18 protein-coding genes and 2 pseudogenes are annotated in these 22,400 nt (G+C 74.0%); 13 read left to right on the plus strand and 7 right to left on the minus strand.

Going from position 1 to position 22,400, the window contains the following annotated elements:
- Positions 1-11 precede the first annotated feature (11 nt).
- On the minus strand, positions 12-194 hold the full coding sequence (locus tag ACZ4MF_RS31510) for a hypothetical protein (protein WP_467495483.1): 183 nt from the start codon (positions 192-194) through the stop codon (positions 12-14).
- Between the two features lie 304 nt (positions 195-498).
- Between ACZ4MF_RS31510 and ACZ4MF_RS31515 the strand changes: the two genes are divergently transcribed.
- The gene (locus ACZ4MF_RS31515; RefSeq protein ID WP_467495485.1) at positions 499-1,296 is read left to right on the plus strand and encodes an SAM-dependent methyltransferase; all 798 of its coding nucleotides are present in this window, start codon (positions 499-501) and stop codon (positions 1,294-1,296) included.
- Positions 1,297-1,345: 49 nt separating this feature from the next.
- Positions 1,346-1,567 (plus strand): GNAT family N-acetyltransferase, encoded by a 222-nt coding sequence (locus tag ACZ4MF_RS31520; protein ID WP_467495487.1) that lies wholly within the window; start codon positions 1,346-1,348, stop codon positions 1,565-1,567.
- Here ACZ4MF_RS31520 and ACZ4MF_RS31525 read toward each other — a convergent pair.
- A complete protein-coding gene (locus ACZ4MF_RS31525; RefSeq protein ID WP_467495538.1) occupies positions 1,519-1,818 on the minus strand; it encodes a hypothetical protein in 300 nt (99 codons plus the stop codon). The two genes, ACZ4MF_RS31520 and ACZ4MF_RS31525, sit on opposite strands and share 49 nt — an antisense overlap.
- A gap of 17 nt (positions 1,819-1,835) precedes the next feature.
- A complete protein-coding gene (locus ACZ4MF_RS31530; RefSeq protein ID WP_467495489.1) occupies positions 1,836-2,294 on the minus strand; it encodes a flavodoxin family protein in 459 nt (152 codons plus the stop codon).
- A gap of 121 nt (positions 2,295-2,415) precedes the next feature.
- Here ACZ4MF_RS31530 and ACZ4MF_RS31535 point away from each other — a divergent pair.
- Positions 2,416-2,649, plus strand: a pseudogene (locus tag ACZ4MF_RS31535) (lipoprotein); the annotation flags it as partial.
- A 149-nt stretch (positions 2,650-2,798) separates the two neighbouring features.
- The gene (locus ACZ4MF_RS31540; protein WP_467495532.1) at positions 2,799-3,140 is read left to right on the plus strand and encodes a lipoprotein; all 342 of its coding nucleotides are present in this window, start codon (positions 2,799-2,801) and stop codon (positions 3,138-3,140) included.
- A 45-nt stretch (positions 3,141-3,185) separates the two neighbouring features.
- Here the strand turns inward: ACZ4MF_RS31540 and ACZ4MF_RS31545 are convergent.
- Positions 3,186-4,376 (minus strand): annotated as a pseudogene (locus ACZ4MF_RS31545) (DUF1996 domain-containing protein); the annotation flags it as partial.
- A gap of 544 nt (positions 4,377-4,920) precedes the next feature.
- Between ACZ4MF_RS31545 and ACZ4MF_RS31550 the strand changes: the two are divergent.
- Positions 4,921-6,726 (plus strand): C40 family peptidase, encoded by a 1,806-nt coding sequence (locus tag ACZ4MF_RS31550; RefSeq protein ID WP_467495491.1) that lies wholly within the window; start codon positions 4,921-4,923, stop codon positions 6,724-6,726.
- A 9-nt stretch (positions 6,727-6,735) separates the two neighbouring features.
- Here the strand turns inward: ACZ4MF_RS31550 and ACZ4MF_RS31555 are convergent, their stop codons facing one another.
- The gene (locus ACZ4MF_RS31555; protein WP_467495493.1) at positions 6,736-7,800 is read right to left on the minus strand and encodes an NAD-dependent epimerase/dehydratase family protein; all 1,065 of its coding nucleotides are present in this window, start codon (positions 7,798-7,800) and stop codon (positions 6,736-6,738) included.
- Positions 7,801-8,016: 216 nt separating this feature from the next.
- Between ACZ4MF_RS31555 and ACZ4MF_RS31560 the strand changes: the two genes are divergently transcribed.
- From ACZ4MF_RS31560 to ACZ4MF_RS31575, 4 genes are all read left to right on the plus strand, one after another.
- Positions 8,017-9,381, plus strand: a complete 1,365-nt coding sequence (locus ACZ4MF_RS31560; protein ID WP_467495495.1) for an FAD-dependent oxidoreductase — start codon at positions 8,017-8,019, stop codon at positions 9,379-9,381.
- A gap of 417 nt (positions 9,382-9,798) precedes the next feature.
- Complete coding sequence (locus ACZ4MF_RS31565; protein WP_467495496.1) at positions 9,799-11,040, plus strand: hypothetical protein; 1,242 nt, start codon at positions 9,799-9,801, stop codon at positions 11,038-11,040.
- 40 nt (positions 11,041-11,080) lie between these two features.
- On the plus strand, positions 11,081-11,368 hold the full coding sequence (locus ACZ4MF_RS31570; RefSeq protein ID WP_467495498.1) for a DUF1232 domain-containing protein: 288 nt from the start codon (positions 11,081-11,083) through the stop codon (positions 11,366-11,368).
- 29 nt (positions 11,369-11,397) lie between these two features.
- The gene (locus ACZ4MF_RS31575) at positions 11,398-12,111 is read left to right on the plus strand and encodes a 2-phosphosulfolactate phosphatase (RefSeq protein WP_467495500.1); all 714 of its coding nucleotides are present in this window, start codon (positions 11,398-11,400) and stop codon (positions 12,109-12,111) included.
- A 1-nt stretch (position 12,112) separates the two neighbouring features.
- Here the strand turns inward: ACZ4MF_RS31575 and ACZ4MF_RS31580 are convergent, their stop codons facing one another.
- Positions 12,113-14,017 (minus strand): hypothetical protein, encoded by a 1,905-nt coding sequence (locus tag ACZ4MF_RS31580; protein WP_467495502.1) that lies wholly within the window; start codon positions 14,015-14,017, stop codon positions 12,113-12,115.
- Between the two features lie 229 nt (positions 14,018-14,246).
- Here ACZ4MF_RS31580 and ACZ4MF_RS31585 point away from each other — a divergent pair, with 229 nt between their 5' ends.
- From ACZ4MF_RS31585 to ACZ4MF_RS31595, 3 genes are all read left to right on the plus strand, one after another.
- Positions 14,247-16,724, plus strand: a complete 2,478-nt coding sequence (locus ACZ4MF_RS31585) for a SpoIIE family protein phosphatase (RefSeq protein WP_467495504.1) — start codon at positions 14,247-14,249, stop codon at positions 16,722-16,724.
- A 197-nt stretch (positions 16,725-16,921) separates the two neighbouring features.
- Entirely contained in the window at positions 16,922-19,546 is a 2,625-nt protein-coding gene (locus tag ACZ4MF_RS31590; RefSeq protein ID WP_467495534.1) for a SpoIIE family protein phosphatase, read from the plus strand.
- 136 nt (positions 19,547-19,682) lie between these two features.
- Positions 19,683-19,865, plus strand: a complete 183-nt coding sequence (locus ACZ4MF_RS31595; RefSeq protein ID WP_467495506.1) for a hypothetical protein — start codon at positions 19,683-19,685, stop codon at positions 19,863-19,865.
- 190 nt (positions 19,866-20,055) lie between these two features.
- On the opposite strand, the gene ACZ4MF_RS31600 is transcribed toward ACZ4MF_RS31595, so the two are convergent.
- Positions 20,056-21,909: a glycoside hydrolase family 15 protein gene (locus tag ACZ4MF_RS31600; protein WP_467495508.1), complete on the minus strand. Its 1,854-nt coding sequence runs from the start codon at positions 21,907-21,909 to the stop codon at positions 20,056-20,058.
- A gap of 153 nt (positions 21,910-22,062) precedes the next feature.
- Here ACZ4MF_RS31600 and ACZ4MF_RS31605 point away from each other — a divergent pair, with 153 nt between their 5' ends.
- Positions 22,063-22,266: a hypothetical protein gene (locus ACZ4MF_RS31605; protein ID WP_356034002.1), complete on the plus strand. Its 204-nt coding sequence runs from the start codon at positions 22,063-22,065 to the stop codon at positions 22,264-22,266.
- Positions 22,267-22,400 lie beyond the last annotated feature (134 nt).

Genomic DNA, 22,400 nt, shown 5'->3' on the forward strand with positions numbered 1-22,400 from the left:
TTCGACGGACCTTAAGACCGCAATTCCCTCGCGCTGGTTCCGTGGTTCGAGACCTTTTTCCCGGAGTGCGGACGGTTCTCGACGAACCGGTTCTCGACGAGTTCGTCGTCTTCGCGGGGGATGCCGTCGGGGACGCCCTCGCACAGGATCTCCGCGTCCGTGCCGCCGTCGGCCGCGGTGAGCTTCGTCGTCATGTCATGGTGGCGCGCACGGCGTCGTCGCAGGTGAGGGAGACCCGGAAGGTGACGCCCTCCCGGGCGTCCGCACCCGCCGGGAGATCCGTGTGGCGTACATGCGCCCACGCTACCGTTCCGCCCCCCTTCGCCGGTCACGGTTTACGCATGACGGCGCCGGCGAGCTGAACCGGGCAGTGGGGCAACCGACGTGTCCCGGCGCGCCGTTGGCGGAGCCCGTCCCCGAATGTCCCTCTGGAGTAGGGCAGTTCACACGCCACAGGCATCACGAGGCACCCACCCCCGATCTTCACGGAGAGCCGACGTGACAGACACCGGATTCAGCCCGGAGCGGATCGACACCGGCAGGCCGCACCCCGCCCGGATGTACGACTGGTTCCTGGACGGCAAGGACCACTACCCCGTCGACGCCGAGGCCGCGGGCGCGGTGCTGGAGGTCTTCCCCGGCGTGAAGGACACGGCCTGGGCCAACCGTGAGTTCATGCACCGCGCCGCCCGTCACGTCGCCCGCCAGGGTGTCGACCAGTTCCTGGACGTGGGCACGGGGATCCCCACCGAGCCGAATCTGCACCAGGTCGCGCAGGCGGTCGAGCCGCGTGCGCGGGTGGTGTACGCGGACAACGACCCGATCGTGCTGCGGCACGCCGAGGCCCTGCTCCAGGGCACCCCGGAGGGCCGTACGGCCTATCTGCACGCCGACGTCCGCGAGCCGGAGCGGATCGTGGAGTACGCCCGCGAGCACCTGGACCTGAGCCGGCCCGTGGGCCTGTCGCCGATCGCGCTGCTGCCGTTCGTCCCCGACGAGCAGGATCCGTACGGTGTCGTCCGGACCCTGCTGGATCCGCTGCCGACCGGCGGTCATCTGACGCTGTCCCACGTCAGCGCCGCGTTCGATCCGGAGGTCTGGGCGCGGATCGAGGCCGTCTACCGCTCCGGCGGCGCGACGGTCCGGGCGCGCTCGCACGCCGAGGTGACACGGTCCTTCGACGGTCCGGAGCTGTGCGAGCCCGGTGTCGTCGCGGCCACCGACCGGCATCCCGGGCCGGAGACTCGGGTGCGCGAGGTGCAGCCGGTGTTCGTGGGAGTGGCCCGCAAGCCCTGACGGTCGCGGACGGGCGTACCGGATACCCGGTACGGACATATGCCGCGAAATGCCGCCCGGAGGGAGTGCCCATGCCCGACGCGCCGCCCCCGCCCGAGGAACTGACACTCCAGCCTCTCTGTTTCGAGCACCTGGCCGCGCCCGTCTGGTGACGCTGGACGGGGATCGGGTGGCCGGGTTCGTGCTGGGCTCGCCGGCCTTCGAACAGCGGGCCGACTGGGGCTACGTGAAGTGGATCGCGGTCGACCCGGCCTTCAGGGGCGCGGGGTGACCTCCCGGCTGGTGAAGGAGTGCCGCGCTCGGCCGGCCGCGGCCGCAGCGGTGTGCGTGGGCACGGACGTCGAGCGGCGCAACACCGCCTCCGCCGCGCTGATGCGCCGCAACGGCTTCGCGGAGGAGGCCGTCGTCAGCCTCTTCGTGCGGGCGGGGCACGTTGGTGACGACGTCCAGGTCCGGGCCGAAGGTGTCCAGGTCGGCCGTGGGCGGGATCAGCTGGTGGCGCAGGGTGAGGACCGTGCGCACTCCCCCGCTCCCCGACGTCACGCGTCGGGCATCAGCCCGGCCGCGACGGTGGCTCCGAGCTCCCAGCACGCCTGGGTGTCGGCCTTGGCGGGCTCGCCGGTGACGGTCACCGGCTCGGCCGAGCGGCGCCAGCCGAGGCCGGTGGTGACCGCCTCGACGGCACGGACGGCGCCGGTGACGTCGTTGCCGCCGTGCACGTAGTAGCCGAAGGGCCGGCCCCGGGTCTCGTCCAGGCAGGGGTAGTAGATCTGGTCGAAGAAGTGCTTGAGCGCACCGGACATGTAGCCGAGGTTCGCGGGTGTGCCGAGCAGATACCCGTCGGCTTCCAGCACGTCGGAGGCGGTGGCGGCGAGGGCCGCGCGCCGGACGACGCGAACGCCCTCGATCTCCGGTGTCGTCGCGCCGGAGAGGACGGCCTCGAACAGCGTCTGGCAGTTGGGCGACGGCGTGTGATGGACGATCAGCAAGGTAGGCACACCCCGCACCCTAGTGAGCGGAAAGCCGGGTCGGCCGGGGCGGACCCGCGAGACATCGTGCGGTCGGTGGCGTCCGTGTCCTCGGTCACAGTTGCGCCTCTGTCCAGGAGGGGAGACGACAATGCAGGTCAGAGTGGGGTCCGTGGGCGGTGGAGCGGTCGTGGCGGTGGCGCTCGCGGCGGTGCTCGGCGGATGCGCGGAGTCGGCGGACGCCGAGGGGAAGAAGGCGGCGAGCGCGTCGGCGTCCGCGAAGGGCGCGGGGCACACGGGGAGCGGAGCGACCACGGGTGCGGCGGGGACGGCGACGGCGAGCGGCGGCACGATCGGCGCGGCCGGTTCGGACTGCCCGCTGCCGGTCCGTTTCGACATCGCCCGGCACTGGAAGGCCAAGTCGATCGACGCCGAGGCGGAGCTGTCGAAGGCGTCGAAGGGTTCCGGCGGCGATCCGACCCGAGCGCTCGCCGACAGCTTCCTGCGCAGGGACCGGTCACCGCGGCCTGCGAGATCGACGCCAAACCGGCCGGCCACATCGGCTTCCTGCGCGTGTGGACCGGCAGGCACGGCAACGCCGACGCGGGCACGGTGCTCCGGCAGTTCGTCGCCGCGGAGGACCACACCAGCAGGGCGACGTACCGCACGGTCAGGACGGGCGGCGGCCCGCCCGGCGTGGAGGTGAAGTACCTCTGCACCGGCAAGCTCCTGGAGGAGACCAAGAAGGAGACCGCCCTCGCGGTGAGCACGCCCGACGGGCCGGTCGTCCTGCACCTCGGCGGCATGGACACCGAGGAGCACGAGGCGATGCGTCCGGCGTACGAACCGGCCAAGCAGACGCCCACATCGGCCTGAGCGCCACCGGGTTCGCCTCCCGGCCGCGGCCCGACCCGGACCGGTTCAGTAGCGCAGGCGCCTGGCCCGGAGGAACATGATCAGGCCGGACAGGGCGAGCAGGGTGCCGAGGACCGAGGACCACACATGGGCGCCGGTCCCGGCCGATCCCCCCTGCGCCGACCGGAGTGGGGACTGCGCGGGGGCCTCGGCGAGGACGGTCGGGGACGGCGCGGGGGACGCTTCGGGACGCGATGCCGCACTCGGTGCCGCGCTCGATGCCGCGCTCGGGCCGGCCGTCGGCGCGGCCGCCGTACCGGAGCCGCCGCGGCCGGGCGCGCAGGCGCGGCCGGAGTTGATGCAGTCGACCATCTCGCGCATCAGGCTCGCGTCGAAGACGTCGATGAAGTCGCTGTGGTCGGTGACGGGCTTGTGCAGCTGATCGGGGAAGGAGTCGATCGCGAACAGCGGGACCGTACGGCCGCCGTCCCGCAGGCTCGGCGCGCGGACGTCGTAGACGAGGCGCTGCACCAGCTGGGGGATCGCGCGGAAGCCGACCGGGCACGAGCCGTCGGGGCCGGTGAAGGCCATGTGTGCACGGTGGTCGGCGCTGTCGGTGTTGCGGCCGTCCCAGCAGCTCTGGAACCGGAAGGTGCGCACGACGTCGCTGCCCGCCGGGCACAGCGGGTACTTGTCCGTCAGCTGCCGGTCCTCGTAACCGGTGCAGCTCCAGGAGGCGTTGGCGTTGCCGGGGCCGTTGACGACGGCCTTGGCGTCGCCGGTGATGATGCGCAGCAGCCGGGGCATGGCGGTGACCTTGCCGCGCGGGTTGCCCACGAACGTCAGCGTGACCTGCTTCGGCGTGACGATCTGCCCGGCGTTGCCCTCGGTGCCCCCGCCCGGGGCTCCCGCGTCGCGCTCGCGTGTGCCGTTCTGGAGGCGCAACACCGGCCAGTAGTACGAGGACTTGTCGCCCCGGTCCGCACAGCTCGTGCTCGCCTTCGCGAGGTCGTCGTCGCTCGCGAAGGCGTTGTCGCCCTGGTTGCCGACGTAGTCGTGGACGTGGTGGGCGCCATGGGCGACGCCGGGCGCGACGATGACGTTGTCCGAGTTGAACAGCCCGCCTGCGTTGACGCCGCAGTCGGAGGTGAAGCTGCCGCGCGAGGCGCCGGACCGCTCGGGCGGTCCCGGCAGGGCGGGTTCCGCTGAGGTGATGTCCGCGTAGTCGGAGACGACGGGTCCGTTTCCGCCCTGGCCGGCGCCGTTCACGCCGTGGGCCGGGCCGGTCCCGCTCCGCCCCTGGCCGACGGCGCCTTGTCGAACCGTGGCGCCCGGACCGGCGGTTGCCCGGCCGGCCCCCCGCCCCTCGGTCGCCGAGGAGTGGACACCGGCCACGACCAGCGCGGCGCCGCCCAGGAGCAGGACGGCCGCGGCCAGGGTCGTACGGCGAGCACCGGACGGATGTCTGCGGCTGCGGCCACGGCTGGTGCGTGCCAAGGTCGTCCTCTGTGGTTCGCCGGTCTGGGTTCACCGGCCCGGGATGGAGATCCCCCGTTTCCTACGGAGGACGGCTGCGCGATGTTCAACAGGATCGCGAATTCACCAGAATCTCACAGGACATCGCGGTTCTCGGCCCTTCCCCCTCGAACGTCACTGCGAACATCACAATTACGTATCGGACATTCCACACTCCAACCTTCACACGAGGTACACACCTTGGCTAGGTTGACGCCTGGCCGCCCGGCTCAGCCGGACGAAACGGCCCAACTGCCCTGCGGGGCAAGGAAGGAGCACGTCTTCCATGGCGCCGGAAAGCCGCGACGAGGTTCGCCAGCGGATCGAGTCCCTCTACGACCGCGCGGAGAACGAGACCGGGAACTTCAACGCGACGCGGGCCATGGCGGCGGTGACCCGCTCCCGAGGCGTGCCACTGGCCAAACGGTCGGTGCGGCGGCCGGAACCCGCGCTGGACGAGATGACCCGGCAGTGGTTCGACGCGGCCCGCGCCAAGCTCGGCCCGACCGTCCCCGCGGCCCTTCCCGCGGACCGGCTCCCCGACCGCCCGCCGGCTCCCGCGCGTTCCCGGGAACTGCCCCGCGGCGGCACACCGGACGCCCGACGCCCGCTGGAACTGGAGCAGTCCCCCGCCCGCCGCGCCGTGGCCGAGCTGACCGCAGGCGGCTCCCCCCAGGACACACCGATCAGCCTGCCGACCGAACCGGCCGACGGGCGCACGGCCCTGCCGGTTCCCCGGCAGGCCGAACTCCCGCTCATGACATCGGACTTGGCCGACTTCGGGGGCGACGGAGCGGGACAGTTCTGGACGCTGGGCACGTCGGAGCCGACGGCACCTGGCGCGTGGGGGGCGTCGGCTTCGATGACGCCGGACGCACGGGAGCCGGCACCCTCGCCGGCACAGTCGATGACTCCCGGTGCGACTCCTGGTGCGCTGGCGGCGACAGCCATGACGGCACCCGTTCCCCTAGGGCCCGAGACGTCGCCGGCTCCGGGCGCACAGGGTGTGGTGACCCTGATGGCCCCCGCAGCGCAGGGCGCGTCGATGCTGACGGCCCCCGGTGGGCAGGATGCCGCGGCCTTGATGACGCCCGGTGCGCTGGAGGCGACGGCCCTGACGGCACCTGGCGTGCAGGGTACGGCATTCGGGCGCGGCCCTGTCGAGACGGCCCTCGCGCCGGTCTCCGGACCGCCTGCCGCCCCGGCCGCGCCCCTACCGGAACCCACGACACTCCCCGGTGCCGCCGCGCCCGGCCGTCCCTCCCTCGCCACCTCGAAGGCGAGCAGCCGGCGCAAGCTGGCGGCGGCGAGCGACGTCCTCTCCCGGTACGCCGCCCGGCTCGCGGCACCCGCACCGGCCGTACCGGCAGCGCCCGTGCCGACGGATCCCCCCATGTCCGCGCCCGCCCGGCCCGATGCGGCGCAGCCCGGCGCGGCCGCGACCGGCCCGGCCACCGGTCAGTGGCAGGCGTCGACCGGTCAGTGGCAGCAAGCGCAGTGGGGGACGGCGCCGGGCGGACCGGTCGCGTCGCCGCAGGTACCGGCCGGGACCGTCCGGCCGGATGCCGCCGCCTCGGCCCTCACCAGCGGCTCTTTCCCGCCCCCGGTGTTCGCCGAGGCAGGCGTGCTCCAGTCCCCGGCCATGCCCACGCCCGGCACCGGCCCGATCCCGTACCCGACGGCGCCCGCCACGGCTGCCACCGCCCCCTCCCCCACCCCCGAGTCGTCCCGGGCCGCCCGTGCCGCCGCGGCCATCGCGTTCGCTCGGGGGCAGATCGGGAAGCCGTGTGTGTGGGGTGCGATGGGGCCGGGCTCGTACGACTGCTCCAGCCTCACGCAGGCCGCCTGGCGGTCCGCCGGGGTCACCCTGCCGCGTGCCGCGCACGAGCAGGCGCTCGCCGGCGCCCCGGTCACGCTCGCCGGTGCCGAACCCGGTGATCTGGTCCTCTTCTTCGACGACGACCGGCACGTAGGTCTGTATGTCGGCGGCGGCATGATGGTCCACGCGCCGGGCCCGGGCTCGACGATCCGCGAGGAGTCGATCTACGGCGCCGGGGAGGCGGCGATCCACCGGATCGTGCGACCCGCCTGACCCCCGGGCTCAGCCGTGGCGCCGGCGCCGGTGTGCGCGTCGGCTCTCGTAGTGGGCCAGCAGGGTCTCCTCCAACGGCCGGTAGGTCAGGCCGAGTTCACGGACACCACGGCTGTTGTCGACGCGGAAGCGGATGCCGAGGTGTTTGCTGATGTAGTCCTGGGTGAGGCCGAAGGCGGGGCCCAGGATCCGTACCGGCCAGTGCGGGAGCACGGTGCGCGGCAGCCGCAGGTCGCGGGGGTGGTGGGCGCGGATGATGCGGGACATCTCGTGGAACGACGCCATGGTCTCGGCGGCCACGATGTACCGGCCCTCGGCCGCCGGGTTCTCCGCCGCCGCGATGTGCGCGTCGGCGACGTCCCGGACGTCGGCGGTGGTGAAGCTGAAGTCCGGTGCGCCGTAGCAGAAGCAGCCCCGGAACAGCTCGTCCAGCAGGAAGAGGCTGCCGGAGTCGGAGGCGGGGGTGAACGAAGGGCCCAGGACCAGCCCGGGGTTGACCGACACCATGCGCCAGCGGTCCTGTGCGGCCGCCGCCTCCCAAGCGGCGTGCTCCGCAAGGGTCTTGGCGTAGTGGTAGGGGTTGTTCGAGGCCGTGCTGGTCGTGTTGACGTAGCGCTCCGACAGCACCTGGCCGTCCATCGCGAGCACGTCGGCGTAGTCGCCGAAGATCGCGCCGACGGTCGAGGTGAACACCAGGGTGCCGACGTCGGGGGTGCGCTCGACGGCCGCGAGGACGTTACGGGTGCCGAGCAACGCCGGGTCCACGACGTCCCGCCGGCCGTCCCGGATGCGTTCCGGCATGAGGAAGGGCGAGGCCACGTGGAAGACGGTCGAGCAGCCGCCGAACGCCTCGTCGAACGAGCCCTCCGTCAGCAGGTCGGCCGCGAAGAGGGCGAGTCGGCCGGGGAACTCCTCCTGCAGCTCCCACAGCGGCCGGACCTTGCGGGCGTCGGCGAGGTTGCGCACGGTCGTGTGCACCGCGCGGCCCCGTTCCAGCAGACGCCGTACCAGGTGACTGCCGACGAAGCCGCTGCCACCCGTCACCGCTACCGTGGTCCCCGCGAGTCCGCCCATGCCGCCCCACCCTGCCCTTCACGGCCGGCATCCGCCGCCCCCGAAAGGATGCTCGGGGCCGGGAGCGCAGGGAACCCCCCGCATAAGGATCTCCTGAACACGTCATAAGATCACCTTATGGGGTCATAGACGGGACCCCCGTACTAACTTAGGGCTGCCTTAGTTTAGGCTTCTTCCCATTCGAGCCGCCTGTCCACGTTCGAAGGGAACCTGATCATGCCGCGCCCCCTGCGGGTAGCCATCGTCGGAGCCGGTCCCGCCGGGATCTACGCCGCCGACGCCCTGCTCAAGTCCGAGGTGGCCGCCGACCCCGGCGTGTCCATCGACCTCTTCGAGCGGATGCCCGCACCGTTCGGTCTGATCCGGTACGGCGTCGCCCCCGACCACCCGCGCATCAAGGGCATCGTCACCGCCCTGCACCAGGTGCTCGACAAGCCGCAGATCCGGCTGTTCGGCAACGTCGACTACCCGGCCGACATCAGCCTGGACGACCTGCGCGACTTCTACGACGCGGTGATCTTCTCGACGGGCGCGACGGCCGACCGCGAGCTGCCGATCCCCGGCATCGAGCTGGACGGCTCCTACGGCGCCGCCGACTTCGTCTCCTGGTACGACGGCCACCCGGACGTGCCGCGCACCTGGCCGCTGGAGGCCGAGAAGGTCGCCGTGCTCGGCGTCGGCAACGTCGCCCTCGACGTGGCCCGTGTGCTCGCCAAGACCGCGGACGAACTGCTGCCGACCGAGATACCGCCGAACGTCCACGACGGTCTGAAGGCCAACAAGGCCGTGGAGATCCACGTCTTCGGCCGCCGGGGCCCGGCCCAGGCCAAGTTCAGCCCGATGGAGCTGCGCGAGCTGGACCACTCCCCCAACATCGAGGTCATCGTCGACCCCGAGGACATCGACTACGACGCGGGCTCGATCGAGACGCGGCGCGGCAACAAGCAGGCCGACATGGTCGCCAAGACGCTGGAGAACTGGGCGATCCGCGACGTCGGCGAGCGGCCGCACAAGCTGTTCCTGCACTTCTTCGAGTCCCCCTCGGAGATCCTCGGCGAGGACGGCAGGGTCGTCGGCCTGCGCACCGAGCGGACCGCCCTCGACGGCACCGGCAACGTCAAGGGCACCGGCGAGTTCAAGGACTGGGACGTCACCGCGGTCTACCGCGCCGTCGGGTACCTCTCCGAGAAGCTCCCGAAGCTGCCCTGGGACATCGACTCGGGCACCGTCCCGGACCAGGGCGGCCGGGTCATCGAAGAGGGCGGCGACCACCTCCAGTCCACCTACGTCACCGGCTGGATCCGGCGCGGTCCCGTCGGCCTGATCGGCCACACCAAGGGTGACGCCAACGAGACCGTGGCCAACCTGCTGGACGACCACGCGAACGGCCGCCTGCACACCCCGGTCTCGCCCGAGCCGGAGGCCGTCGACGACTTCCTCGCCGAGCGCGAGATCCGCTTCACCACCTGGGACGGCTGGTACAAGCTGGACGCCGCCGAGCGTGCGCTGGGCGAGCCGCAGGGCCGCGAGCGCGTGAAGATCGTCGAGCGTGAGGACATGCTGCGGGAGAGCGGGGCGTAGGTCCCTGATCCGGGGAGGTCCCTGATCCGGGGAGGTCCCTGATCCGGGGAGGTCCCTGATCCGGGGAGGTCCCTGATCCGGGTGAGGTCCCGGATTCCTGTACGGCTCCGAGGGGGCCGGCGCCGTCGCGCCGGCCCCCTCACCCCGTTCCCGATGCGTGAGAACGGGGTCCACCCCTATGCGGATGGGCGGGCGGACCCCGTTCGCCGACCATTGTGGGGACCCGAACACGCCCCCACCATGTGCGTACGGCGCTCACCCGACGCGTTCCGCGCGCACCCCGTGTTCACGGCGCGCACCGCGTGCACGGGGGCGCGCGCCCCTGCGGCACGCGCTGCCTCCCGGCCCCGGACGACACTCTTCCCGGCCGAGCGGTGATACTGGGAAGCTCACCCGCCCCCATCAGCAGATTGGCCCATGTCGAACTCCGCCACCGACCGCGCCGCCGCCCCGCAGACCGTCTGGGCGGTCCGCGGCCGCCATACCGGCACCGCCCCCGACGAGGTCGTGCGCCGCACCCTACTCCGGCACAGGGAGAGCGGGGACATCGACGACTTCGCCGAGCCCGCCGTACCCGAGGGCGCGGCCGGGCGGGTCTTCGAGGCGCGCTGGCGGACGGCCGGCACGGTGACCGTGCGGGCCCGCCTCACCCTCGTACCGCACGACGGCCGGCCGCAGGGCAACGAATGGCGGCTCGTCGCCGAGGCGGAGCGCCCCTGGGACGAGACCTGGCCCTCGCCCGCCACCCTGTTCTGGCCCGAGGGCGCGGCCGGCGAGGGCGACGAGGGCGCCTGGGACCACCACGCCACGGTCACCGGCGTACGCCTGCGGCAGGTCAACGCGCTGCCCGAGGACGACAAGGAGATGCGCCGCAGGCTGCGGGACGTCGCCCGCGAGGGGTGGTGCGTCCATGTCGTCGTGCACGAGGCGATGACCCCGGACGCGCAGGGCCGGCTGCCGCTGGCCCGGCTGCTGCCGCCCGGCCTGCGGCACCGCGTGGTGGAGCACCGCGCGGCCCCGCACCAGTTCCGCGCGGTCAACTACGCGCTGAAGGACCTCGGTGTCGAGGTTCCGCGCGGCGGTGCCGTCGTGCTGCCGCCGGACCCGGCGCCCAAGGGCTACGACGGCGCGGAGCACCGCGTGCGCAGCGTCTTCCTGGACGGCACCGAGCCGACGGAACTCTTCGCCGCGCTGCGGCACTTCGCCGCCCTGCCCCGGCCCCTGCCGCGGGAGGCGGAGGCGGCGCTGGACGATCTGCGCGAGCGCTGGACCCTGCTGACCCTCCAGGAGGAGCTGGAGCGCGAGCGGCGGCTGGTCGCCCGGTACGCCGAGGCGCTGGAGGCGATGACGAAGTCCCGGGACCTGTACAAGGACGCGGCCGAGCAGGCACTGGAAGCCCTGGCCGCGTACCGCGACGTTCCCGCCCCCTCGTCGGCGCCCGAACGACCCGCGGCCCGCACGCCAGGGGCGTTCCAGCAGCTGACCCGCACGTTCGAGCGGCTGCGGTTCACCCCCAAGGGGCAGCGACCGCAGGCACCCGCCCCGGACGACGCACCGGCGGACACCGCACCGCGCGCCGCACCGGACGCGCCCGCCTCTCACGCGCCCGGGAACAGCGGCGGCGCGGACCCGGCCGACGCCACGGACCGGACGCCGTGACCCGCGAACAGCGCGCCGGACAGGGCCGGAAGGAGACGGCTTGGACACCGCCACGACCCTGCTGGTGATCGGCGCCGTCGTCGCGGCGGTGCTGCTCGCCGTCGCGGTCGGCCTGCTGGTGCGGCTGGTGCGGGCCCGAAACGCGCTGCGGCGGGCCGGGCTGCCGACGGGCCCGCGCTGGGTGTTCTGGGGCGCCGTCGCCTATCTGCTGCTCCCCACCGACCTGCTGCCCGACCCCGTCTACCTGGACGACATCGCCGTCCTGCTCCTCGCACTGCGCAGCCTGCGCGCCGCCCGGCCGCTGCCTGCGACGCCGAACGGGCCCTGACCGGCCGCCGGATGCCGCACCATGGAGCGATGCGGACCGAGTTCACCGGTATACCCGGCACGCCGAGCGCTCCGGACGTGGCCGTGGTCGTCGATGTCATACGGGCGTTCACCGTGGCCGCGTGGGCGTTCCGCGGCGGCGCCGAGCGCATCGTGTTCGCCGGTACGCAGCAGGAGGCCCTGGAGCTCAAGGCCCGTCACCCCGGCTGGCTCGCCTTCCAGGACGGCGCCCCGGTACCGGGCTTCGACCTGGCCAACTCGCCCGCGCGACTGCGGACGTTGGACGTGCGCGGCCGTACGATTGTGCAGAAGACCACCGCCGGGACGGCCGGGGCGCTGGCCGTGGCGGACGCCGGGCTGCTGCTGTGCGCGAGCTTCGCGGTGGCGGGCGCGACCGCCGGACTGCTGCGGCGGGCCCGGCCGCGGGCGGTGACCTTCGTCGTCACCGGGGACGGCGGGCGGGCCGAGGAGGATCTCGCCTGCGCCGAGTACATCGCCGCCCGGGTCCGCGCGGACGACACCGACCCCGGCCCCTATCTCGACCGGGCCCGGCGCTCCAGCGGCGCCGCCCGGCTCGCGGACGGCGTACGGCGCGGCTGGACCGGCGTCCACCCCGAGGATGTCGCGATGTGCCTGGAGGCGGACGCCTTCCCGTTCGCCATGACGGCCGCCCGGACGGACGGCCGCCTGGAGCTGCGACCGGTGTACGCCGGCGGGGCGGATCCGGCCCCCGCGGCACGCTGAGTCAGCTCGCGGCGCTACGCCCGGCGCGCCCGCCGGCGAGGACGACCACCAGCACGACCAGGGCCGCCAGCGCGGTGGCCAGCGCCGCCGTACCCGCGAGCCACCACGGGGCCAGGGTCACGTCCCACAGCCGGAACGCATCCGGCAGGCCGAGCCGTCCGCGGAGCAGTTGGCCCGCGGCGAGTGCGGCGCCGACGCCGAGCGCGGCGGTCGCCGTACCGAGCCGGACCATCGCCGTGCGCGGCGGCAGGGCGAGCACCAGTGCCAGCAGCAGGCACAGCCCCGCGGCGACGGCCCCGGCCACGAGCACTCCCTGGCGTGGTCCGGCCCAGGAACGCGGGGCGTGGGCCACCCCGCACAGGAGGACGAGCAGCGCGGCGCCCCGGGCGGGCCACAGGGCCGCGCGCGAACTCCGGCGGCCCCGCGCCTCGTAGGTCCCAGAGCCTTCCACGGCCCGCCGACCCGCCGACCCGCCCGTCAGCGGCCGGGCCTTGGCCCTCACGTCCGCCGTCGCAACGTCCGCCGTCGCCACCTCCCTCGTCGGCTCTTCCCTCGTCGGCTCTTCCCTCGTCGCTACGTCCGCCGCCGCCACGCCCCCCACCGCCACGTCCGCCGCCACGCCCGCCATCACCGCGTCCGCCGCCACGCCCGGCATCACCGCGTCCGCCGCCACGCCCGGCATCGCCGCGTCCGCCGCCATGCCCCTCGTCGCCTCGTCCGCCGTCGCCACGTCCGCCGCCACGCCCCTCACCGCCACACCCGCCGTCGCCTCGTCCGCCGCCGCCACGCCCCTCACCGCCACACCCGCCGTCGCCTCGTCCGCCGCCGCCACGCCCCTCACCGCCACGTCCGCCGCCACGCCCGGCATCGCCGCGTCCGCCGCCACGCCCGCCGCCGCCACGCCCGCCGTCATCACATCCGCCGTGCGCAGGGTCGGCGCGGCGTCGTCCGTCACCGGCCCTGCGGCCGCCGGCCGGTCCGCGTCCCGTTCTGCCGCCGGCGACCGCTCCGCCGCCCACTGTGCTGCCATCGCGGCGGCCACCCGCCGGTCCCGCACAACCGTGCGCCTCGCCGGTCGCGGCTCCTCCCGTCCGACCGCGCCGTGCGCCGGCCGGTCCTGCCGCTCGCCGGCCGGCATCGACATGGTGCCGGTGCCGCAGACGGCCGCGGCGGGCGCGAGGTGAACCGGGCCGGACTCGAAGGCGGTGCGGTCCGTGGCCAACCGGCCGATCAGCTCGGCCAGTTCCTCCAGGGGCAGGTTGACGGCCGCCGCCTGCAGGACGGTCTCCCGGCAGTGGGGCTCCACCGACGCGTGGTGCAGCAGCCGTATCAGCCGGGTGACCTCCTCCACGGGACGGCCCTGGGCGGCGGCGCGGATCGCCTCGTCGGCGCTGTCGGTCCCCCGGGGCGGCCGGGTGAGCAGGGCGACCAGACGGGCGAGATCCTCCACGGAACGGCCGAGGCCGATCGCACGCAGTGCGTCCACCGTGGCCCGGGAGTGCTCGGGCGAGCTCTCCAGCAGCGTGATGAGCCGGACGACGTCCTCGATCGGCCGGTCGGCCACGGCCGAGTGGACCAGGCCGCGCAAGGGATCGCAGTCCGGCACGCCGCCACCGTCGTGCCCGCCCCCTTCGGACGCCTCGCCCTCGACGTCCCGCGGACTGTCGCGCAGGCCCTCGTACGGGAGCTCGTACGGGATCGCGCGCAGGCCCTCGTACGGGATCGCGTACGGGAGCTCGTGCGGTATCTCCTCCGGGCGCCGCTCGAAGCCCTCGGGCACCGGCCGCGGTGACAGCGCCGCCGGTGTTGCCAGGAGGTCCGGGAGAGGGGCGTGGACGCCGAGGGTGGCCGGTGCGGGGGCCGTGCGGGCGTCGTCAGGGCGGGGGGACGAAGAGCAGGTGGTCATCTCGGCTCCAGTCGACGGGGTGCGGCCACCTCTGCGCCCCCCTCGTACGGCAGCAGCAGTACGCCTCCATTACGCCTCCATTAGGAATCGCCGTCCGCCGGACGTGCCACCCGGGCCTCCCCGTGAATAGTCCAGGTGAGTGGCGCGCATCGGAGGTGCGCTCCGTACTCCTCCTGGCGCATTCTTGCTGTGTCAGCCACCCGGAGGCGCACGGCACGAGGTAGGACCGATGGCTGGGAGCGGCGGCGAGCACGTGGTCGGTACGCGAGCCAGACTGGCCGCGCTGCTGACCGACGCCTCGACCGGCGCACTCGGTGTGGCGGGCGGCGGGGTGGCGGGGGTGTATCTGCGCTCCGCCACGCCGGGCCTGCTGCGGCTCGCGGTGCTCTGCGGGCTGCCCGGCCCGCTGTTCCGCCCCTGGTGGCGGCTGCACGTCGGCCGTCCCTTCCCCGTGGCCGACGCCTACCGCCTCGGTGTCCGGGTGGTGCTGGCGAACGCCGCCGAGACGGTGCGCCGGTATCCGCAGTTCGCGGCGGGCCTGCCCTTCCCGCTCGAGTCGGTGCACGTCCCGGTGCCGGGCGGCAGCGAGCCGCTCGGCGTGCTCACCGTGCTGCGCCCGGCGGAGACCGACACCCCGGCCGGGGAACTGGACCAGGAACCGCTCGCCCGGATCGCCGAGGGGCTCGGCGCCGAACTGCTGGCGCTCGCCGCCGGGGACGCGAGCGCGATCATCTGGGACGCCGAACCGCTCGGTGTGCGGCCGCCCTCCAGCCGGCCCGTGCGGGCCGGTGTCGGGCGGTTCAGCTGGGATCCGGAGACCCGCGCGGTGCACGCGGACGACTGTTTGCACGGCCTGCTCGGGCTGCGGCCCGGGGAGTTCGCCGGGACGGACACTGCGCTCGCGGACGCCGTGGCCCCGCTCGACGCGGACCGGATCCTGGCCGCCCTGCGCGAGACCGCCGCCGGGAAACCGCCCGGCGCGCCGCTGAGTCTGCGGGCGCCGGACGGCACGCCGCGGCTGCTGGACCTGTGGCCGGCCACGGAGGAGCCCGCCGGTCGGGTCGGTGGGGTGGTGTTCGATCCCGGCCCGGGCGCCGCCGCGGACGGCGCGGCGGATATGCTGCCGCAGGGGGTGTTCTGCCTGGACCGGCTGGGCCTGATCGTGTACGTCAACGAGGCCGCGGTCCGGCTCACCGGGCGGGAGCGGGACCTGCTGCTCGGGCGGCCGCTGTGGGAGGCGCTGCCGTGGCTGACCGGCCCGCCGTACGACGATCATCTGCGCGGTGCCCTGCTGGCCGCGGATCCGGTGCACTTCCACGCGCAGCGCCCGGCCGGTGCGGGCGGGGGCGACTGGCTCGCCGTGTCCGCGCATCCCGGGGCGGACCTGCTGACCTGCACGCTCGTGCCGGCCAGCCGGATGGAGACACCGGTCGGGCCGGTGTCCGAGGCGCAGCCGCCGAAGAGTCCGCCGGACCACTCGATGACGCCGCTATACCGGCCCATCGCCCTCGCCATCGCGCTGACGGACGCGGTGACCGCCCGGCAGGTGTCGGCGGTGGTCGTGCAGGAACTGCTGCCGGCGTTCGGCGGCCGCCGCCTCGCCATCTACGTGCTCCAGGACCGGCATCTGTATCTCGCCTGGGAGACCGGCTTCCCGCAGGGGTTCCTCGCCCCGTTCGAGGGCACCGGCCTCGACGCGCACCTGCCCGGTGTGGAGTGCCTGACCACGGGACGGCCGCTGTTCTTCGAGTCGATGCAGCAGATGGCGGCCGCCTATCCGGGGATGCCGCTGGACGCCGACGAGGGCGCCCGCGCGTTTCTGCCGATGATCGCCTCCGGCCGGCCGGTCGGCTCGTGCATCCTCGGCTTCGACGGCAGACGCTCCTTCAGTACCGAGGAGCGCACGGTGCTCACCGCGCTCGCCGGGCTGATCGCGCACGCGATGGAGCGCGCGCAGCGTTACGACAGCGAGGCCGCCCTCGCCCGCGGCCTCCAGCAGGCCCTGCTGCCGCACCGGTTGTCGGCGCATCCCCGGGTGGAGACGGCGGGCCGCTATCTGCCCGGCACACAGGGCATGGACGTCGGCGGCGACTGGTACGACGTGGTCGAGGCCGGTGACGGGATCGCGCTGGTGATCGGCGACGTACAGGGGCACGGGGTGCAGGCGGCGGCGACGATGGGCCAGCTGCGCAGCGCCGTGCGCGCGTTCGCGCTGGGCGACCGGCCGCCGGACGAGGTGATGAGCGGCACCAACCGGCTGCTGATCGACCTCGACCCGGGCCAGTTCGCCAGTTGCTGCTATCTGCGGCTGGATCCGGCCACCGGCCGGGCCGTGGTCGCCCGGGCCGGGCATCCGCCGCCGCTGCTGCGCTGCCCCGACGGCAGCACCCGGGTGCTGGACCTGCCCGGCGGGGTCGTCCTGGGCGTGGATCCGCACGCCCGCTACCCGGTGGCCGGGCTGCTGCTGGAGCCGGACGCGATCCTCGCCCTGTACACGGACGGTCTGGTGGAGCGGCCCGGTGCCGACATCGACGACGGCATCACCGCGCTGCGGCTGGCGCTCGGCAGGGCCGGGGCCGCCGCCGGGCGGTCGCTGGCCGGGGTCGCCGACCGGCTGACCGCCACCGCACGGCTCGCCACCGACCGCCCCGACGACGTGGCGCTGCTGCTCGCCGCCCGCCGGTCGGCTCGGCCGTCCGGCCCGTGACCGGACGGCGCGGGTCGGGGCCGCGACCATCGACGATGGTCATGGTCTCGCCTGAGCGGGCCGGGCAGTGTAGACATGGGCACATGGTGCGACTGTCCGGCCGAAACTCGACGCGGCCGCCCCGCGCGTCCGGGCGCCCGGACGCATCGCGGGGTCCCGCGCCGGACGCCCCGGGCACCGACGGCGGCGGGGCGGGCATGCTGCGCGCGGCTGTGACCGGTCGCAGCGTGGCCGGGCAGGTCTTCCTCCTCCAGGTCGTGATCGTGCTGCTGCTGGTCGTCGCGGCCGTGGTGGCGCAGGTGCTCCAGGTGCGCCGCGACAGCGACACGGAGGCCGGCAACCGCTCGCTCGCGGTCGCGGAGACGTTCGCCAACGCACCGGGCACGGCGGCCGCGCTGCGCAGCCCGGATCCGACGAAGATCCTCCAGCCGAAGGCCGAGGCCGTACGCAAGTCGACCGGCGTCGACTTCGTCGTCGCGATGAACACCGACGGCATCCGCTACACGCACCCCAAGCCGGACCGCATCGGCAAGAAGTTCGTCGGCACCATCGCGCCGGCGGTGGCCGGGGGCACGGTCACCGAGCACGTCAACGGCACGATAGGGCCGCTGGTGCAGGTCGTCGTGCCGGTGAGGGACTCCGCGGGCAAGGTGGTGGGCCTGGTCTCGGCCGGGATCACCACGGCGCACGTGGGCGGGGCCGCCGACCAGCAACTGCCCCTGCTGCTCTGGGCGGCAGCGGCGGCGCTCGCGCTCGCGACCGGCGGCACTGCCCTGGTCAGCAGACGGCTGCTGCGCCAGACGCACGGCCTCGGCCCGCACGAGATGACCCGGATGTACGAGCACCACGACGCGGTGCTGCACGCGGTCCGCGAGGGCGTGCTGATCGTCGGCGACGACGCCCGGCTGCTGCTCGCCAACGACGAGGCGCACCGGCTGCTGGGCCTGCCCGAGGACGCCGAGCGGCGCAGCGTGCTGGAGCTGGGCCTGGACGACGAGACGGCGGCGCTGCTGGCCTCGGGACGGGTGGCGACGGACGAGGTGCACCTGGTCAAGGACCGGCTGCTGGCGATCAACCAGCGCCCCACCGATCTGCGCGGCGGCCCGGCGGGCAGTGTGACCACGCTGCGCGACTCGACGGAGCTGCGGGCCCTGTCGGGGCGGGCGGAGGTGGCGCGCGAGCGGCTGAACATGCTGTACGACGCGGGCGTGGGCATCGGCACCAGCCTGGACGTGACCCGCACCGCGGCGGAGCTGGCCGAGCTGGCGGTGCCCCGGTTCGCGGACTTCGCGACGGTGGACCTGTTCGACGCGGTGCTGCACGGGGAGGAGCCACGGCCCGGCACCGCACTGCGCCGCGCGGCCGGCGCCGGGGTGCGCGAGGGCTCCGCGCTGTACCCGGTGGGCGAGCACATCCGGTTCGTGGCCACCTCGCCGCAGGCGCGCAGTCTGACGACGGGGCAGTCGGTCCTGGTGCCCCGGCTGCGCGACGCGCCGGGCTGGCGGGCCCAGAATCCGGAGCGCACCGCCCAGGTGCTGGAGTTCGGCATCCATTCGCTGATCACCGTGCCGCTCAGGGCGGGCAGTCTGGTGCTGGGGGTGGCGAACTTCTGGCGCTCGGAGAAGCCGGAGCCGTTCGACTCCGAGGAGCTGGCGCTCGCCGAGGAGCTGGTCGCGCGGGCGGCGGTGTCCATCGACAACGCCCGCCGGTACACCCGCGAGCACAGCATGGCGGTGACCCTGCAGCGCAGTCTGCTGCCGCGCACGCTGCCCGAGCAGGGCGCGCTGGACATCGCGTACCGCTATCTGCCGGCGCAGTCCGGGGTGGGCGGCGACTGGTTCGACGTACTGCCGCTGTCCGGTGCCCGGGTGGCGCTGGTGGTGGGCGACGTGGTGGGGCACGGGCTGCACGCGGCGGCCACCATGGGCCGGCTGCGCACCGCGGTGCACAACTTCTCGTCGCTGGATCTGCCGCCGGACGAACTCCTCGGTCTGCTGGACGAGCTGGTGGGCCGGATCGACCAGGACGAGACCTCCGCCGACGGCTCGGCCGCGATCACCGGCGCGACCTGTCTGTACGCCGTCTACGACCCGGTCTCCCGGCGCTGCACCCTGGCCCGGGCCGGCCATCCGCCGCCCGCGGTGGTGCACCGCGACGGCGGCGTGGAGTTCCCGGAGGTGCCGGCGGGTCCGCCGCTGGGTCTGGGCGGGCTGCCGTTCGAGACGGCCGAGCTGGAGCTGTCCGAGGACAGCCGGCTGGTGCTCTACACGGACGGGCTGGTGGAGGATCGCGACCGGGACATCGACGAGGGGCTGGAGCTGCTGCGCGACGCCCTGAGTCGGACGCCGGACGCCTCCCCGGAGGAGACCTGCCGCACGGTCCTGGACCGGCTGCCGGCCCGGCCGAGCGACGACGTCGCGCTGATCGTCGCCCGCACCCGGGTGCTGGGCGCCGACCGGGTCGCCGAGTGGCAGGTGCCCTCGGACCCGGTGGCGGTGTCCGAGGTGCGGGCCGCGGTGACACGGACACTGACCGAGTGGGGACTGGAGGAGCTGGACTTCACGACGGAGCTGATCCTGAGCGAGCTGGTCACCAACGCCATCCGTTACGGCCGCGCCCCGATCGGGGTACGGCTGCTGCGCGAGCGCACGCTGATCTGCGAGGTCTCCGACGCCAGCACGACCTCGCCGCATCTGCGGTACGCGGCCATCACCGACGAGGGCGGCAGGGGGCTGTTCCTGGTCGCGCAGCTCGCCGAGCGCTGGGGCACCCGCTACACCCCCAACGGCAAGATCATCTGGGCGGAGCAGCCGCTGCCGTGACGGCCGCCGCGGCGGTCGTCGCCGTCCCCGCGTTCCGCGAGGCGGTGCGCGAACTCCCCCCGGTACGAAGGGTCGTTGACGGACCGGACGGACCGCTGTCTGCTGGGGGCAGCCCGCCCGGGAGCGGCAGAACCGGGTGCTCGCGCGGGCGTCCGACGCGCAGCGGGCGTCCTCGCTCGGCCCGCCCGACCTGCGCGGCCGGCCGTACGTGAGCTCCGGCACCATGCCGGGCACGCTCTCGTCCCACGGCTTCGACGCGGGCATGAACGGCCGCGACGCCCGGCTCCAGGACACCCCTGGCCGTGGCTGCTCGCCCTGACGGCCGCGGAGCTCCGGCCGCACCCGGTGTCGCCGCTGCCCGACCGGGACTCGCGGATCCAGGGCCTGGCGCACGACGACGTCCCGGAGATCATCCGGCAGCTCTTCGAGCGAGCGCCCCGGCATGCACCGCACGCGAGCCGCGAGCCTGCTGCGCGGCGCCCGGGCGCGGGTGGGCTCCGCCGGGGCGGTCAGCCGAGGGCGCGGTCGAGGTTGAACGCGGCGCTGATCAGGGCCAGGTGGGTGAACGCCTGCGGGAAGTTGCCCTGTTGCTCGCCGGTGCGACCGATCTCCTCGGCGTACAGGCCGAGATGGTTGGCGTAGGTGAGCATCTTCTCGAACGCCAGCCGGGCCTCGTCGAGCCGGCCGGCCCGGACCAGGGCCTCGACGTACCAGAACGAGCAGATGGAGAAGGTGCCCTCGTCGCCGCGCAGCCCGTCGGGGCTGGACTGCGGGTCGTAGCGGTAGACGAGGGAGTCGGAGACCAGATCGTCGCCGAGGGCGTCCAGGGTGGACAGCCACTTGGGATCGGTGGGGGCGACGAACTTGGCGAGCGGCATCATCAGCAGCGAGGCGTCGAGGACGTCGCCGCCCTCGTACTGCACGAAGGCACGGCGCCGCTGTGACCAGCCGCACTCCATGATCCGCCGGTAGATGGCGTCGCGGGCCTGCCCCCAGCGGAGCAGGTCGGCGGGCAGGCCGCGGCGGCGGGCGAGGCGCATGGCCCGCTCGATGGCGACCCAGCACATCAGCCGCGAGTACGTGAAGTTCTTGCGGCCGCCGCGGGTCTCCCACACGCCCTCGTCGGGCTGGTCCCAGTGCGCGCTGACCCAGTCGACCAGGTGGCACACGTCGTCCCACTGGTCGCTGGAGATCGGCTGGGCCCACTTGTCGTAGAGGTAGATCGAGTCGATCAGGGCGCCGTATATGTCCAGTTGGAGCTGGTCGGCGGCGGCGTTGCCGATCCGGACCGGCGCGGAGCCGAGGTGTCCCTCCAGGTGGGGCAGCTCGCGTTCGGGCAGCTCGGTGCGGCCGTCGATGCCGTACATGATCTGGAGCGGTGCGGAGTCGTCGCCGTCGGCGCGGGGGCTGACGTGGGTGGTGAGGAAGCGCATGAACGCCTCGGCCTCGCCGCTGAAGCCGAGCCTGAGCAGCGCGTAGACGGCGAAGGCGGCGTCGCGCACCCACACGTACCGGTAGTCCCAGTTGCGCTCGCCGCCGAGCTGTTCGGGCAGGCTGGTGGTGGGCGCGGCGACGATGGCGCCGGTGGGGGCGTAGGTGAGCAGCTTCAGGGTCAGGGCGGAGCGGTGCACCATCTCGCGCCAGCGGCCCCGGTAGCGGGACTGGTGCAGCCAGCGCCGCCAGTAGGTGACCGTGGCGTTGAACTCGTGCTCGGCCTCGGCGCGGGCGCAGCCGCGGGGGGTCACCGTGCCGCCGAACTGGTCGAGGGCGAACACGGCGGTCTCGCCCTCGGCGAGCTTGAAGTCGGCGCGGGCGTCGCGGGCGTCGCACTCCAGGGCGACCGTGGAGGTCAGGGCCAGGGCCTGCGCGGCGGACTCGAAGACCACGGTGCCGCCGTCGACGCTGCTCAGGGTGTGCGGGGCGGCGCCGTAGTCGAAGCGCGGCGCGACCAGTGCCCGGAAGGGGACGGTGCCGCGGACGCAGATCACGCGCCGGATCAGCCGGTGCCGGCCCGCCTCGCCGGGGACGGCCGTGCCGTCGCAGGTGACCGGCATGAAGTCCTGCACCTCGCCGACGCCGTCCTCGGTGAAGAAGCGGGTGATCAGGACGTTGGTGTCGGGGAAGTAGAACTGCTTGGTGCGCGCGGGTACGGCGGCGGCCAGTTCGAAGGAGCCGCCGCGCTCGGCGTCGAGGACGGCCGCGAAGACGCTGGGCGCGTCGAAGGACGGGGAGCAGTACCAGTCGATCGTGCCGTTGGTGCCGACCAGGGCCACGCTGCGCAGGTCACCGATGAGCCCGTGCTCGGCGATGGGCAGATAGCGGAGCCCGGGGCGGGCGCCCTCGGTGAACGGGGTCTCGGCCATCGGTGGCCTCCCGGAGTACGGAGCGAGATGTTTTCCAGCTTAGGGGCGTGTGCGCTCCGGTGGCGTGGGAAGGCGCTGCGGGCAATGGTGAGAGTGTGCCCCGTTCGGCGGCACCGGCACGGATGCGGTCATCCGGACCGAGGAGGAGGCATCATGTCGACCAGCACACCCGACGAGTCCCGGTCGTCCGACGACCACTGCACCCCGGACGCCCTGCTGCACACCGCTCCCTCCCGGGATGTCACCCCGGAGGACTTCGTGATGGCGGCGGGCAGGGACGTCACTCCGAAGAACCTCGACTGGGCCCGTCGCAAGATGGAGACGGACCCGACGGCCGTCGAGAGGCTGCTGCCGTAAGGCGTCCGGGGAGAGCCGGATACAGGGGCGCGGGGCCGTGTGGGGCGCACCCCCCCCCCCCCCCAGGGGGCGCCCCAGCCCCGCGCCCCGGGCGCGCCGCCCCAGGAGGCGCCCCAGAAGACCGCCACGGGCGA

It is taken from the genome of Streptomyces sp. NPDC025793, from assembly GCF_055558375.1.

Coding starts and splice junctions, on each gene's coding strand:
- ACZ4MF_RS31510 (WP_467495483.1), bottom strand. CDS start 194: ATGACGACGAAGCTCACCGCGGCCGACGGCGGCACGGACGCGGAGATC.
- ACZ4MF_RS31585 (WP_467495504.1), top strand. CDS start 14,247: ATGGCTGGGAGCGGCGGCGAGCACGTGGTCGGTACGCGAGCCAGACTG.
- ACZ4MF_RS31565 (WP_467495496.1), top strand. CDS start 9,799: ATGTCGAACTCCGCCACCGACCGCGCCGCCGCCCCGCAGACCGTCTGG.
- ACZ4MF_RS31575 (WP_467495500.1), top strand. CDS start 11,398: ATGCGGACCGAGTTCACCGGTATACCCGGCACGCCGAGCGCTCCGGAC.
- ACZ4MF_RS31560 (WP_467495495.1), top strand. CDS start 8,017: ATGCCGCGCCCCCTGCGGGTAGCCATCGTCGGAGCCGGTCCCGCCGGG.
- ACZ4MF_RS31520 (WP_467495487.1), top strand. CDS start 1,346: ATGCCGCCCGGAGGGAGTGCCCATGCCCGACGCGCCGCCCCCGCCCGA.
- ACZ4MF_RS31580 (WP_467495502.1), bottom strand. CDS start 14,017: ATGACCACCTGCTCTTCGTCCCCCCGCCCTGACGACGCCCGCACGGCC.
- ACZ4MF_RS31590 (WP_467495534.1), top strand. CDS start 16,922: ATGCTGCGCGCGGCTGTGACCGGTCGCAGCGTGGCCGGGCAGGTCTTC.
- ACZ4MF_RS31605 (WP_356034002.1), top strand. CDS start 22,063: ATGTCGACCAGCACACCCGACGAGTCCCGGTCGTCCGACGACCACTGC.
- ACZ4MF_RS31550 (WP_467495491.1), top strand. CDS start 4,921: ATGGCGCCGGAAAGCCGCGACGAGGTTCGCCAGCGGATCGAGTCCCTC.
- ACZ4MF_RS31600 (WP_467495508.1), bottom strand. CDS start 21,909: ATGGCCGAGACCCCGTTCACCGAGGGCGCCCGCCCCGGGCTCCGCTAT.
- ACZ4MF_RS31555 (WP_467495493.1), bottom strand. CDS start 7,800: ATGGGCGGACTCGCGGGGACCACGGTAGCGGTGACGGGTGGCAGCGGC.